14 protein-coding genes are annotated in these 14,298 nt (G+C 43.0%); 2 read left to right on the forward strand and 12 right to left on the reverse strand.

Features of this window, described 5'->3' with window-relative positions; all coding sequences use genetic code 11:
- Positions 1 to 27: 27 nt before the first annotated feature.
- The 12 genes from queA to nadB form a co-directional block, all read right to left on the reverse strand.
- Positions 28 to 1,056, reverse strand: coding sequence for a tRNA preQ1(34) S-adenosylmethionine ribosyltransferase-isomerase QueA (queA, locus tag AAV98_RS08690; protein WP_060665161.1), 1,029 nt, complete (start codon positions 1,054 to 1,056; stop codon positions 28 to 30).
- Between the two features lie 525 nt (positions 1,057 to 1,581).
- Positions 1,582 to 1,782 (reverse strand): DUF2905 domain-containing protein, encoded by a 201-nt coding sequence (locus tag AAV98_RS08695; protein ID WP_060665162.1) that lies wholly within the window; start codon positions 1,780 to 1,782, stop codon positions 1,582 to 1,584.
- Entirely contained in the window at positions 1,779 to 2,780 is a 1,002-nt protein-coding gene (gene ruvB / locus AAV98_RS08700) for a Holliday junction branch migration DNA helicase RuvB (RefSeq protein ID WP_060665163.1), read from the reverse strand. Before ruvB ends, AAV98_RS08695 begins: the two co-directional genes overlap by 4 nt.
- 40 nt (positions 2,781 to 2,820) lie before the next feature.
- Positions 2,821 to 3,432, reverse strand: coding sequence for a Holliday junction branch migration protein RuvA (ruvA, locus tag AAV98_RS08705; RefSeq protein ID WP_060665164.1), 612 nt, complete (start codon positions 3,430 to 3,432; stop codon positions 2,821 to 2,823).
- 168 nt (positions 3,433 to 3,600) lie between these two features.
- Positions 3,601 to 4,167: an intercompartmental signaling factor BofC gene (locus tag AAV98_RS08710; protein WP_060665165.1), complete on the reverse strand. Its 567-nt coding sequence runs from the start codon at positions 4,165 to 4,167 to the stop codon at positions 3,601 to 3,603.
- Positions 4,168 to 4,332: 165 nt separating this feature from the next.
- Positions 4,333 to 5,088: a YhcN/YlaJ family sporulation lipoprotein gene (locus tag AAV98_RS08715; RefSeq protein ID WP_060665166.1), complete on the reverse strand. Its 756-nt coding sequence runs from the start codon at positions 5,086 to 5,088 to the stop codon at positions 4,333 to 4,335.
- Between the two features lie 99 nt (positions 5,089 to 5,187).
- Positions 5,188 to 5,928: an NAD(+) synthase gene (gene nadE / locus AAV98_RS08720; protein ID WP_060665167.1), complete on the reverse strand. Its 741-nt coding sequence runs from the start codon at positions 5,926 to 5,928 to the stop codon at positions 5,188 to 5,190.
- A 32-nt stretch (positions 5,929 to 5,960) separates the two neighbouring features.
- Positions 5,961 to 6,938 (reverse strand): phosphotransferase, encoded by a 978-nt coding sequence (locus AAV98_RS08725; protein WP_197284271.1) that lies wholly within the window; start codon positions 6,936 to 6,938, stop codon positions 5,961 to 5,963.
- Entirely contained in the window at positions 6,925 to 8,355 is a 1,431-nt protein-coding gene (safA, locus tag AAV98_RS20570) for a SafA/ExsA family spore coat assembly protein (protein WP_060665169.1), read from the reverse strand. The genes AAV98_RS08725 and safA overlap by 14 nt, the downstream gene beginning before the upstream one ends.
- A 344-nt stretch (positions 8,356 to 8,699) precedes the next feature.
- Positions 8,700 to 9,803 (reverse strand): quinolinate synthase NadA, encoded by a 1,104-nt coding sequence (gene nadA / locus AAV98_RS08735; protein ID WP_060665170.1) that lies wholly within the window; start codon positions 9,801 to 9,803, stop codon positions 8,700 to 8,702.
- A 1-nt stretch (position 9,804) separates the two neighbouring features.
- Entirely contained in the window at positions 9,805 to 10,650 is an 846-nt protein-coding gene (gene nadC, locus AAV98_RS08740; protein ID WP_060665171.1) for a carboxylating nicotinate-nucleotide diphosphorylase, read from the reverse strand.
- Entirely contained in the window at positions 10,607 to 12,241 is a 1,635-nt protein-coding gene (nadB, locus tag AAV98_RS08745; RefSeq protein WP_060665172.1) for an L-aspartate oxidase, read from the reverse strand. The genes nadC and nadB overlap by 44 nt, the downstream gene beginning before the upstream one ends.
- A gap of 144 nt (positions 12,242 to 12,385) precedes the next feature.
- Between nadB and AAV98_RS08750 the strand changes: the two genes are divergently transcribed.
- Both AAV98_RS08750 and AAV98_RS08755 read left to right on the forward strand, forming a co-directional pair.
- Positions 12,386 to 13,528: an IscS subfamily cysteine desulfurase gene (locus tag AAV98_RS08750; protein ID WP_060665173.1), complete on the forward strand. Its 1,143-nt coding sequence runs from the start codon at positions 12,386 to 12,388 to the stop codon at positions 13,526 to 13,528.
- 4 nt (positions 13,529 to 13,532) lie between these two features.
- Positions 13,533 to 14,069: a transcription repressor NadR gene (locus tag AAV98_RS08755; protein ID WP_060665174.1), complete on the forward strand. Its 537-nt coding sequence runs from the start codon at positions 13,533 to 13,535 to the stop codon at positions 14,067 to 14,069.
- Positions 14,070 to 14,298 lie beyond the last annotated feature (229 nt).

The following is a 14,298-nucleotide window of genomic DNA, read 5'->3' on the forward strand; positions in this document are numbered from 1 at the left end:
CTTCTGCTCCTTTTCAAGAGAGTTCCATTATAAAATCAGCATTGCATCGCCAAAGCTGAAGAAGCGATATCTTTGTTTAACGGCTTCCTCATATGCATGCATAACGTGCTCACGGCCCGCAAGTGCGCTTACGAGCATGATTAAAGTGGATTTTGGAAGGTGGAAATTTGTTATCATGCCGTCAATGGCCGCAAAATTATAACCCGGGTATATGAATATGTTTGTCCATCCGTTCGCCTCTTTAAACTCTCCATGATCTCTTGCAATCGTTTCGAGTGTTCGTGTCGATGTGGTGCCGACAGTGATGATTCTTCCACCATTGCTGCGAACCTCGTTTAAAAGTCTTGCAGTGCCTTCTGACATCTGATAGAACTCTGCATGCATATCATGCTCTTCTACCGAATCCACACTAACTGGTCGGAATGTTCCAAGACCTACATGAAGGGTAATGAAAGCAGTGTGTACTCCTTTAACCTTCAATGCATCTAGCAGTTCTTCTGTAAAATGGAGACCTGCTGTCGGAGCTGCAGCTGAACCAGTTTCCCTTGCAAAGACAGTCTGATAACGGTCACGGTCTTCTAGTTGTTCTTTGATATATGGAGGTAGCGGCATTTCTCCTAAGCTATCTAATACTTCGTAAAAGATGCCTTCATATCGGAAATCAAGTTTTCTACCGCCATGCTCGCTTTCGCCGGTGCAAATGGCAGTTAAACGACCATCACCGAAGGATACCACCGTTCCTTCTTTTACACGTTTAGCAGGCTTGATGAGGGTTTCCCATGTGTCACCTTCTATTTGTTTCAATAGAAGTACTTCAATTTTTGCTCCTGTCTCACTTTTCACGCCAAAAAGACGTGCAGGCAATACTCTTGTATCATTTAGAACAAGGCAATCGCCTTCCTTTACGTAGTCCAAGATGGAGCGGAATGTGGGTTCGTGTGTTAGCTCCCCGGTTTGTTTGTTTAGAACCATTAGGCGTGATGCTTCTCTTTGTTCTAGTGGCGTTTGTGCGATCAGTTCTTCTGGTAAATGGAAATCAAATAAATCTATCTTCATAGTGTCACCTTTTCTTGTTTGCTTTCTTATATCATAGAGTCTACTTTAACTTTGTATCCTTCCGTTCCAGGTGTTGGCGTGTCCAGAGGGCGGTGCTTGAGCATCCTCGCCTAGATGGAAGCCACTGAAAAATTTCCCGAAATAAAGTGTTGTACAGACACCGCTGTGGATTTCCGCAAATGGCTTCGCTTTCCTAGGGGCGGTGCTTGAGCATCCTCGCTGAGTTGGAAACCACTGAAAAAGTATCTAAAATTAAGGTGTTGTTCAGACACCGCTGTGGATTTCCGCAAATGGCTTCGCTTTCCTAGGGGCGGTGCTTGAGCCTCCTCACTGCGTTGCGGGGTCTCAAGCTACCGCTATCTCCCTCAGGAGTCTCCGCCTTTTGCTCCAATCCACAGCTAGAAATCACTTAGTACATGAATATTCAGTTTTTCAGTGGCTTCCTTCGCCTGCGTGGTCTCAACCTACCGTTACGCCCCCGCTGGAGTCTCACACCTTGCTCTTCAGTCTACAGGTAGAATATTATTATCTAAACCGTCCAATAAAGTAAAATATAAGACTGAGTACGATGCTGATGATGATGGAAGTTACGATTGGGAAGAAGAAAGTTACATTGCCTTTTTTCACGACGATGTCTCCTGGGATTTTTCCAACGACTTGCCAAAGAAATCCTATAATTAAAAGTACTGCTCCAATTACCATCAACATTTTAGGCAGTTCCATTATTCTTTTGGCACCTCCATATGGAAGTGACGGTACACTAAGTCTGTCACGACCCGGCCACGTGGAGTGCGTTGGAGAAAGCCAATTTGCAAGAGGTATGGCTCATATACATCTTCTATGGTATGGGATTCTTCTCCGATGGTTGCGGCAATTGTATCCACTCCTACAGGCCCACCTCGGAACTTTTCAATGATGCCCATTAGTAGCTTATGGTCGATATGATCTAATCCAAGTTTATCTACCTGTAAGCGATCTAACGCTTCTTTTGCTAAAGAAGCACTAATGGTATCTTTTCCTAATACTTGGGCAAAATCCCTCACCCTTCTGAGTAACCGATTAGCAATACGCGGGGTCCCCCTTGCTCTTCTGCTTATCTCGGTTGCTGCGTCCTGCTCTAATCCAATCTCAAGTATTTGAGCAGTGCGCAGACAGATTTCCGTTAACTGTTCTTCGTTATAATACTCCAACCGGCTCAGTACCCCAAAACGGTCTCTAAGAGGCGCTGTTAGTAATCCTACTCTTGTAGTAGCCCCAACAAGCGTGAAAGGAGGAAGATCAAGACGGACAGACTTTGAGGTTGGTCCCTTCCCTATCACGATATCCAAGCAATAATCCTCCATCGCAGGATAAAGAACTTCTTCAATAGAACGATGAAGCCGGTGAATTTCATCAATAAAAAGGACGTCCCCAGGTTCTAACGCAGACAAAATGGCTGCAAGGTCTCCTGGACGCTCAATAGCAGGTCCTGCTGTAGTACGAAGTTGCACCCCCATCTCATTTGCTATGATGGCTGCAAGTGTCGTTTTCCCAAGTCCAGGAGGTCCGTAAAGTAAGACATGATCCAAGGTTTCCTGGCGCATTTTTGCCGCCTGTATAAACACTTCCAGGTTTTCCTTCACTTTATCTTGTCCAATATATTGCTGCAGGGTTTGTGGCCTTAAACTATATTCTAAAGAATGCTCCTCCAAGGTTGCATCCTGTGAAACCATGCGATCATCCATCAAGTGGTTCCCCCTTTCCTAAGTCAGCTGTTAAGTCCCATTATTTCAACAAGAGCTGTAATGCTCTTTTAACGTATTGATCTGTAGATAGATCTTCTTTTTTTAATGCAGGGACAATTTTCTTGATTTCCCGGTCACCATATCCTAATACTTTCAATGCCTCTAATGCTTCATCCAACGCAGAGCTGGAAGTTGACGTGACATTTACTTCTACATCAGGCTGAAAAAGATCTGGAAAAGCACTTGGTACAAGGTCGTTGAGCTTGCCTTTTAAATCTAATATAATTTGCCTTGCTGTTTTCTTTCCCACACCTGGGAATTTGACGAGGAATTTTTCATCTTCATTTTCTATGGCATGTACCACCTGTGCCGGCTGACCTGATGCTAAAATGGCAAGTGCCCCTTTAGGACCGATGCCTGTAACGTTTAAAAGCTTCATAAACAGATTTTTATCTTCTCTCGTTTTAAAACCATATAGGGCCAATATATCTTCCCTGACATGTTGATATGTATAAATGGTCACTTCTTTGTCGCGGTCGACTTGATAGATGAATGGATTTGGTGCATTCACTTGATATCCTACTCCCATCACTTCCACCACAACATATTCCGGTGACACGTATTCGACAAAACCTCTAATAAAATCGATCAACGTAAAAATACTCTCCTTTTTCGTTCAGCTTCTACTCTCCATTTTACCATGAATAGAAGAAACTATCGGCTCAAAAGAAAAAGATAGCATATTTTAGTACAATTGTTAAGGTAAATTAACCTCGGAATAGACCAATGCGAAAAACAGACCAGCAAGATGCCGGCCTGTTTATTGTTTTTTGGTCGTATAAGGCTTGAAGGTCTCCAATACCTGAACATAATCATCTTTGGTTCCCACTTTTATTCCACCTTTTAATTGCTCGTGCTGGTGGCTTTCCAATTTTCCTACATCAATTTGGAAAAAAGATTGGATAATCTTGGATGCCTCTGTTGGCTTTCCTTCATATATGGTTAGAATTCCTTCATTGGAGATTCCAAAGTATCCATTGGATTTCAATAAAGGTGATATGTCATCAATGTATTGTTGAAACACAACTTGTTCTCCATCGAGGTCGATAACCTGCCAATCCTCGTATTGAGCCCAAAAGTCTTCCATTGCCCAAACGGTCTCATCCAAAATTTCCTCACTGACCTCGCCATCGAGATAGATTCGTTCCAACACGACCTTCAATGTCAATGGACCGTTTACTTCAAACGCATCCTCAAGTACTTCTTCATCCACATATTCATTCTCATCTGCTGCACCTTCATAAGTGGCAAACGTATAAAGCAATCCAGATGCGGCAACGAAGACAACTACCAGTAGGATCCACTTTTTAAGTATGATGGGTTTCATTGTTACATTGCCCCCTCACATTCTCATTAGTTTAATTTCTATCCCAACAATTTATTGGTCTTATCTTTTTTAGTTTGACCATATTTAGGAATATTAACCATGAGAAGGGGAAAATTTCTACTTAAAAAAACAGCCCCTATCCTTAGAGGGGCTGTTCCTAAAAAGTTATCTTGTCATGGTGCGATAAATACCACGCATTGTTTGGTCCAAATCTTGCAAATGCCATTCTCCATTACGCAAATCATTGTCCACACTTCTGACTGTACTGTACACACTTGCATCAACGGCAACGCGTACATCTTTATTTTTCAAAAGCGGTTTAACTGCTTGACGCACTTCACGTTTTAGCTGACGGGTATCATCTGCTCCATTTTCCGGATTTACCGCAACAAGCACTTCATCCCCATTGATTAAAACACGGGCATCATCGACTCCATCCACCTTAGAAGCACGTTTAACGATTGAGTTAGCAAGGTTGCCATCATAATTGTTGTAATACGATGGGTTCCCAACATTCTCAATCCCGTTAAGATGTCCGTGATAGTTTTGATCTGTCCGACTATAATGTGGCGTATCATATCCAATATTTAAATCCCCGCCACCATAGTTACGGTTTGTTGCATTTCTGACTCCATTTTCTTTGTTACGTCTTACTCTTTTTTCGTCGTAGATCACAGAACGGTCCAGAATTTCATTTAAAGGACCATCATTATCCTCCAGAAGACGGGCATTTCCCCTTTCTTCCGGTTCGCGACGTGTACGGTCATTGTTTACATAAGGATTGTGTTCGCTTGTATAATACCCAATAGGTCTTGTTTCCTCATAGTACCTATTGTCTGTTGCACTTTCCTTTTGACCGCATCCCGACAGACCGCCAACTAAAAGTGCCGCAGAGGTTACAGTGAATAGTGACTTCCTCAATGTAAAAACCCCCTAACGAGTCAGTTGAGTACAAAGATGTACTCTCCATTAGGGTGACAAGTTAAGGGGTGTTTTATTTTGTTAGTTCTCTCCAAGCTTTTAAAATTTTGGAGGTCCGTATGCCAATTGACGTTTATGCTCTGTACGTTTATGCATTCTATCAATGATCTGCTTATCTTTTTCAGGAATTTCCTCGCCCTTAAGATAGCTGTCGATCATGTTGTAAGTTGTACCCATCTCATTTTCATCCGTCTGGCCTTCCCATAAACCTGCACTTGGCGGCTTACTGATGATGCTTTCCGGTACTCCAAGAACTTTCGCCATTTCACGAACTTCACCTTTGGTTAAATTCACAAGTGGAACTAGGTCTACTCCACCGTCTCCGAATTTAGTAAAATAACCAGTATGCCATTCTGCCGCATTATCAGTACCCACTACCAAATAACCATAATTGTTGGCGACTGCATAAAGGGTCGTCATACGAAGACGTGCACGTGTATTTGCATCACCAAGTCTAGAAGTTTCCTCATTCCATTCGCCTTTTTCCTTTAGCTGTTTTTCCATTGCAGAAAAAAGAACCGTGTGTGTCTCAGAAAGGTCGATGGTAGTATGGGAAATCCCACAGCTCTCAATCACTTCTAGCGCATATTCTTGATCTTTCGGGTCACTTTTACAAGGCATAATGACACCTAGAGAATCTTCAGGGAATGCTCTTTTGATTAGATGAGCGACAACAGCGGAATCGATTCCACCACTTACTCCCACAATTGCTCCATTCAGTCCTGCATCTTTTACTTTTTCTTGAATCCATTGTACCAACTTGGAAATTTTTTCTTCCATTACGTATTCTTCCCTCCAATTAGCTATATAAATTATTGTATCAGATTGTTGTAATACGTCAAAAATTGTTTGCGCAATTCCCAAGTAGAAACAAAGTAGGAAAGGTTGGCAAAGCTGCTAGGCATCTTTTTATCGCCGCTTGTATGTGAAAACTGGTTCCCTTCTCGTAAAATGTCCATAGGAAAAGATAACGCCGTCCTAAACCAAGGCTGTCCTTTGCCCGATTCAATCAAAAAGGAATGGGTCTGAAATAAACTGCTATTCCATTTGATAAAAGGAAGTATCCTGCTTGCATATTGGACATAATCCCACTCCTCATTTCCAATTGAAAGCAAATCATAATCAATTAAATACACCTTATTATCTGCAGCTCTAATAAAATTATGACTCGCCACATCACCGTGAAGAATCACTTTCTCTGTTTCCACATAATCTTTCATCAGCCCATCCAGTGCCAAGTGACTATAGTATACAATTTCACTGATTACTTGAGGGTTAAACCACTTTGATAAAAAGGGTACATGACTTTCAAAAATTTTAAGTCGGTTTTGCCATTTGACAACCGTGCTTTCCTGGGGTAAACCAGATGGCAGAATGGGTAGGAGTGCTTTACTGTGTTGATGGAAATTTTGCAGGGTATTCAGTCCATCTTCTCTATCCTCTGTCTTGGAGAAGCTAAACTTTCGCTTAGGTACAATATACTTTAACAACACCCATACTAACTCTTTTTCTACAAGGAGGAATGAACCATCATTAAATTTTTCGTACATAAGCCCCTTAAGAAAACCGTTCTTATGTAGAAGTTGGCTAACCTCTATGATGGTTTCCAGATTGCCAGGTTCTGAATAGCCCTTTAAAATATATAAACCATCCTCTGACTGTATTTTATAAAGATTATTCTTTATTTTGCTGTAGGAATGTATCGCAAGCTTTGTTTCCCGGCAGAGACGAAAGAAAAGACGATTTCGATTGAAATCGTCCCTAAAGATCGGTTGATCAGTTTTCATCATCAATTTCTGGACCTTCAAAATCCGATCCTTCATTTCGCTCTTCATTTGACATTCCATACCCATAACCTTGAGGATTATAATAGCCTGGAGCAACAGGATAGCCATAAGGAGCATAACCATAAGGAACATTTCGATAACCTTGAGGTGCTTCACAGCCACAATCTCCACCGGAGCTTGCTCCTGCGACTTGTTGCTGATCACCGTCCATTGGTCCAAATCCTGAACCTGGAGATACTGGCCCCATCGGATAGCATGGATACCCTCCCATTGGTCCCATCGGCATTCCTTGTGGCATCATTTGTGGCATTCCCATCCCTGGCATCATTCCAGGCATCATCTGTGGCATTCCCATTCCTTGCATACCATTTTGAGCCATTTGATCTTGAACACCCATTACGGCACTTTCCATCTCTTCATTGCTCATGTTCGGCATTTGGCCCATTTGTTGCATATGTTGCATTTGTTGCATCATTTGCTGTTGCATTTGCCCGTAATCAACATCTGGAGATTCTTCTCCTTGTTGCACTCCCATGACTTGGGATCCATCCATTCCTTGCATTCCAGGCATCATTCCTGGCATTCCCATTCCTTGCATTCCAGGCATCATCCCCGGCATTCCCATTCCTTGCATTCCAGGCATCATCCCCGGCATTCCCATTCCTTGCATTCCAGGCATCATCCCTGGCATTCCCATTCCTTGCATTCCAGGCATCATCCCTGGCATTCCCATTCCTGCGCCACCCCATCCTGGTCCCCATCCGTGATGGTGATGATAGTATGGCGGACATGGTGGGCATAACCCGCTTCCTGGTAATACAGGTGATACAGGATAGCATTCATCCATAGCTGGTTGTTGCACTCCCATGACCTGTTCAGGACTTTCCGGACTCTCTTCTTTAGGCTTTGGTATGTTTACAGGCATGTTCGCATTTGGCATGTTTACATTTGGCATCTTTATGTTCGGCATTTTAGCGTTTGGCATTTTAATGTTCGGCATCTTAGGCATTTTTTCATTAGGCTGCTTGTGCGGAACATTAACAGTCAAATAATTATTTACATCCACTTCAGGAAAATACGGCTTCAATTGCGGCATTTTCGGAGTGTATGGAGTTTTCTGCGCTTCTTTTACAGGTTGCTCTTTTACTGCAGGCTTCTTCGGCATCTCCTTATAAGGATGTTGCGCTTTAGGCGCCTGTACCCCCATTACTTGCTTTGGTGCTTCTTTCTTTACACCCATCACTTGGCTTTCTTTCTTAACAGGTACCCCTGCCATCGGCACTTTTATTTTCATTCCAGGCATAATCATGTCAGGATTGCTTAGTTGTGAATTCGATTTCTTTAGTTCTTCGAAGTTCACATTGTATTTCTGGGCAATCTTCCACAATGTATCCCCTTTTTGGACAATATGGATTTTCAAGGATTTTCCCTCCTTAGCAAAGTCTTTACAGTCTATGAGTTGAGTAGGCATTTTGCCACTATTCTTCACATCAACTTATGCGTCAAAAGGGGAGTTTATGATAAAAAACATGGACACCGCAGGGAAAAATATATTTTTCCGACGGTGCCCATTTTTATTATTCGCTTAAACACCGCTGATGATTTCCGCAAATGGCTTCGCTTTCCTAGGTGCGCCGCTGGAGCCTCCTCGGCAAGCCTGCGGGGTCTCCACCTAGCGCTATCTCCCTCAGGAGTCTTCGCCATTTGCTTCAATCAACAGCTAGAAACTGCATTCTTTTAAAATTCAACCCTAACAGTGCTTTTTTAGGCGTGTTCGAGCATTTTGTTTAGTGCTGAGATGGATTGTTGTGCTACATCATGTTCAACTTGGATTCTGTTGATGATTTGTCCGCTTTCGATGGATTCCAGTGCCCATAGTAGGTGGGGAAGGTCGATGCGATTCATGGTGAGACATGGACACATGTTTGGATTAAGCGAAACAATTTCCTTGTCTGGGTGCTGTTGGATGATTCTGTTTACCAAGTTCATTTCTGTCCCGATTGCCCATTGAGTGCCCGCTTCCGCTTTTTCTATTGTTTCAATGATATATTTCGTACTTCCTGCGAGATCACTTTTTTGGACCACTTCCCACGTACATTCTGGATGTACGAGAATCTTCATCTCCGGTTTATCTCTTCTCAACTGTTCGATATTGCCAAGAGTGAATTTTTCATGAACCGAACAATGCCCTTTCCAAAGAATTACTTTTACATTAGATGGGTCACCGTCGTATTCCAGTTCATCTGTTATCGGATTCCAAACTGCCATTTCCTCTAGAGGAATCCCTAAATCATAAGCAGTATTTCTACCAAGATGCTGATCTGGCAAGAATAAGATTCTTTCTTTTTGTGTGAATGCCCATCTCACCATTTTGTGCGCATTGGAGGAAGTAACAGTAGCCCCGCCCCTTTTTCCGCAAAAGGCTTTAATGGCTGCAGTGGAGTTCACATACGTCAATGGCAGCATTGTGTCGCCAAAAACCTTTTCAAGCTTTTCCCACGCCCGCTCCGTTTGATGAATATCAGCCATATCGGCCATCGAACAGCCTGCCCTCATATCAGGCAATACCACCACTTGATTTTCATTTGTCAAAATGTCTGCAGTCTCTGCCATGAAATGCACCCCGCAAAAAACGATATAAGAGGCAGTTGTATCCGCCGCAGCTTGTGCAAGTTGCAAGGAATCTCCTGTCGCATCAGCAAATTCAACGACTTCATCTTTTTGATAGTGGTGTCCAGGAATAAAAAGATCCGATCCAAGCTTCTCCTTTATTTCCATAACTCTTGTTCTCATTTCATCTGTTGTCATATCACGATATTTGGCAGGCAAGAGCCCGTTATCTTTTTTCACTAAATCTAATATGTTCATTTTAGTAAACTCCTTTCGCCCCAACATTGAAACTAATATCTAATGATTTTGCTGAATGGGTCAGCAGTCCTAAAGAGATATAATCCACACCAATGTCCCGGTAAGATGCGAGGTTGGTTAGATTAATACCGCCTGATGCCTCTGTTGTTATATGCTTTGGTACATGCTCAATATAATCTTTTATCTCTTCCGGTGTGCGGTTATCAAACATTATGACATCTGCACCAGCCTCCACAGCTTCTTGAACCTGTGCCAGCGATTCTGTTTCCACCTCAATTTTGACCATATGACCGACTTTTTCGCGCACTCGTTTAACCGCGTTTGTAATGCTTCCGGCAAACTCGATATGATTATCCTTAATCATTACACCATCATACAATCCAAAACGGTGGTTATAACCACCACCGCAAGTAACAGCGTATTTTTCCAACATCCTTAAGCCCGGAGTCGTTTTTCTAGTATCACAAACTTTTGTATGGTTGCTATCAAGTTCTGAAACGGCAGTTGCAGTCAGTGTCGCTATTCCACTCATTCGCTGCATCAAATTCAACGTCACTCTTTCTGCACCAAGTAAAGCCCTCATTTTCCCTTCCGCTTTTGCAATCACTTCCCCTTTTTCCAGTTTGTCTCCATCTTGTTTGAAAAGAGTTACCTGGACTGCTGGGTCAAGTAAGCGCATAGCTTCCATAACAATCTGTTCTCCTACGAAAATACCGTTTTCTTTTGCAATAAACGTTCCTGAACCTATTTCATTTTCAGCGAAAAGTGCCTCAGAAGTTAAATCTTTTTCCCCTATATCCTCTTTATAAAAATGACGCAGCATCTCTTGCAACATGATTATATTCATCTATCTCGTTCTCCTTTCCCATTGCGCTTTCTTCCTGTTGAACATGCAAAATCCGGACCTGCCTCCAAGAATCTTTAGCTACTGGAAAATCTGAACGAAAGTGGGCTCCACGACTTTCCTCTCGTTGCAGGGATGCTTCTGTAACCAGATAGCACAACTGAAGCATGTGGATGGTCTCTATTTCTTCTATTTTTAAACTATCTGTTAGATGATCTATTGCCTTGCAGTATGGTTGGAAAAGTCCCAACCACCCCTTTAACTCCAGTAGCCCTTCCCTATGTCGGACAATTCCAGCGTGCTTCATCATCATCTGTTGAATTTCTTCTTTTGATGGAAGTGGCACTGCCCTCTCCTGAATAAGCAAATCCTTTACTATTCTGCCAGTAGATGTTTGGTGCCAATGCAAATGAGAGTTGATGACTTTTTCTGTTAAAAGGTGATCTGCAAGCGTTTTGGAAAAAACGATGGTCTCAAGCAAGGAGTTACTCGCCAACCTATTTGCTCCATGCACCCCATTACAGGCAGCTTCTCCAACAGCATACAACCCTTTCAGCGTCGTTTCTCCATAAACGGTTGTATGAATGCCGCCCATATAAAAATGAGCCCCCGGAACGACTGGGATAAGATTGGACTTTAAGTCGATACCATGCTTTGTGCATAGCTTAGTGATGGCAGGAAACCTTGTCTGGAATTGCTCTACATCGGTGATATTCAAGTATACCTTTTCGCTATTGTCCAACTCTTGAAAAATGGCACGGGAGACAACATCTCTTGGTGCCAAGTCTTTAAGTGGGTGAACGTTTTCCATGAACCGATGACCCTTTCCATCTTGGAGAAACGCTCCTTCCCCTCGAACAGCTTCTGAAACAAGTCCAACCGCCTTTCCATCCACAGACAGCATTGTGGGGTGAAACTGCATGAATTCCAAATCGGTCAATGTCGCTCCTGCCTGATAAGCGAGAGACAATGCCATGCCGGTAATGTTCTCATTATTTGAGGTATAAGGATACAGAGAACCCGCTCCACCTGTTGCCAAAATCACTTTTTCGGCAAAGTAATTTGTTCGCTCTCCAATAGAATTGAGAGTTTGAACGCCACAGCATTGGTCATTTTGGACATGCAATTTGATAACGGTTTCATGTTCTACCATTAATACTTTTTTAGACAGCTTGGATTGAAGCCATTCCATCAATTGCTTGCCGGTTTGATCTCCTCCGGCATGAAGAATCCTTCTTTTAGAGTGAGCGCCTTCCATGCCAAGTGAAAAATCACCAAGAGCGTCGCGATCAAACTGCATCCCATTTTGAATTAATGCTTTTAACTCACCCGGCCCACACTTTGTCAGTAATTCCACTGCATCTTCCTCATTGTGGTAACACCCGGCAGCAAGCGTGTCTTCGTAATGCAATTGCCAAGAATCTGTATGTTCGATAGCACAAGCAACTCCTCCTTGTGCAAGAAAAGAATTATTATCATTTTTACTCGACTTTGTGAAGATAATCACATTCATATGTTCACTTAAATAATTTGCAGTCAACAAAGCGGATAGTCCACTACCGACTACAATCACATCTCGCTGTAAACTAGACACAAAAAAAACCTCCTGTGTATATAAGTGTCTTGACACCTATATTTACATATTTCTATACTAATGACAAGAGATTTTTTCTAAGACCGAAAGATTGCTAGATATTACTAAATGTAGCAGTCATCTAAGGGGAGGGAGTTTCCAAACATGATCTATCTCGATTACGCCGCTACTACCCCAATGAGCAACGAAGCCTTGGAGGCCTATCAACATGTGGCACGGAATTATTACGGAAACAGCAGTAGTTTACATGACACAGGAACCACCGCAGCGGATTTATTGGAAACCTGCCGCGGCGAGCTTGCACGGATAATTTCAGGTCAAAAAGAAGGTGTTTATTTTACAAGCGGTGGCAGTGAGGCGAACCTTCTTGCTATAAGAACCTTGTTAAAAGGCTGTGGACAAAAAGGAAAGCATATTATTACCACCGCAACAGAACATGCTTCCATTTATTCACTTTGCAGGACATTTGAAAAAGAGGGCTATGACGTAACGTGGCTGCCTGTGGACTCTAATGGGATTATTTCTCTTTCTCAATTAAAAGAAGCATTACGCGAGGATACTTGCCTCGTGTCCATTCATCATGCTAATTCCGAAACGGGAATCTTGCAGCCGCTAGAAGCAATTGGGGCACTCCTTAAGGAAGAAAACATTCACTTTCATAGCGATTGTGTCCAGACATTTGGTAAAATACCAATAGACGTGGAAAAGCTACAACTTACAAGCATCTCGATATCATCCCATAAAATCTATGGACCAAAAGGCGTCGGAGCCTTATATATCGATCCAAAAGCATCTTGGAAATCCATTCACGAAGGTGCTAGTCATGAAAAAGGAATGCGTCCCGGTACAGTAGACGTACCTGGTATCGCTTCTTTCCTAACTGCTGCCCAGATAATGGAGGCATCCATGCACGATATAAAAGAAAAGTATGAAACGATGCGAATCCACTTTCTCAGATTGATTCAACAATCTTGGCTTCCCATTATAGTCGAAGGAGAACGCGCACAAGGCCTTCCACATATCCTCGGCTTAAGAATACCAGGTATAGAAGGACAGCTCGTCATGCTTGAATGCAACCGAAAAGGCATTGCAATCTCCACAGGGAGCGCCTGTCAAATGGGATCCCAATCCCCTTCAAGAACTATGATTGCAACCGGGAAATCACCAGATGAGGCAAGGGAATTCATTCGCCTGTCATTTGGAAAACAAACCACGATTAAGGACCTTGAGCTTTCTGTTGAGGCTCTTAAGGAAATTATTGAAGAACAGATGAAAAGGAGCGGCTAAACTAATGACACAAGATAAGAAAGTACTTGGGGAAGAACGACGAAACCTCCTTTTGCACTGGCTGCAAACAGAAGACAAACCGCTTACCGGAGGAGAGTTAGCAGGACGAACGAACGTAAGCCGACAAGTCATTGTTCAGGACATCTCCCTCTTAAAAGCAAAAAACGAACCGATCCTTGCAACCAGCCAAGGCTACGTCTACATGAAACCTTTCGGGGAACAGGTAAAAAAAGAACGAATTATCGTGTCCTTCCACGAACCTCACCAGACAAAAGAAGAACTATATATCCTCGTCGACCACGGCGTAACAGTCAAAGACGTGCGTATCGAACACCCTGTCTATGGCGATTTAAATGCTTCTGTCATGGTATCTAGTCGCGCGGAAGTGGACGCATTTATACGAAAAATAAAGCAAACCAATGCTTCTTATTTATCTCAGTTGACGGATGGAACACACTTGCATACGATAGAGGCGGATTCCGAGGAGAAACTGGATGCAGCGTATGCGGTGTTGAAGGAAGCTGGGATGGTTGTGGAGTAGGTAGGCTTTGGGGCTTTGGGACTTTGGGGCTTTTGCGTGCTTCTATGTTACCGTTTGCTAGAACAGCGAAGGGTTTTGGGCGGAGAGAGGACTTCTCTACTACCGGTTTGGGAGCGGTGCGGCGATTTTGGGCGGAGACAGGGTTTCTCTACTACTGTTTTACTAAGATTTCGGTGGTTTATGGCGGAGAGAAGACTTCTCTACTACCGGTTTGGGAGCGGCGCTGCGA

The sequence above is a fragment of the Bacillus sp. CHD6a genome (genome assembly GCF_001293645.1).
In the GTDB taxonomy this organism is placed as follows: Bacteria; Bacillota; Bacilli; order Bacillales; family Bacillaceae_I; genus Sutcliffiella_A.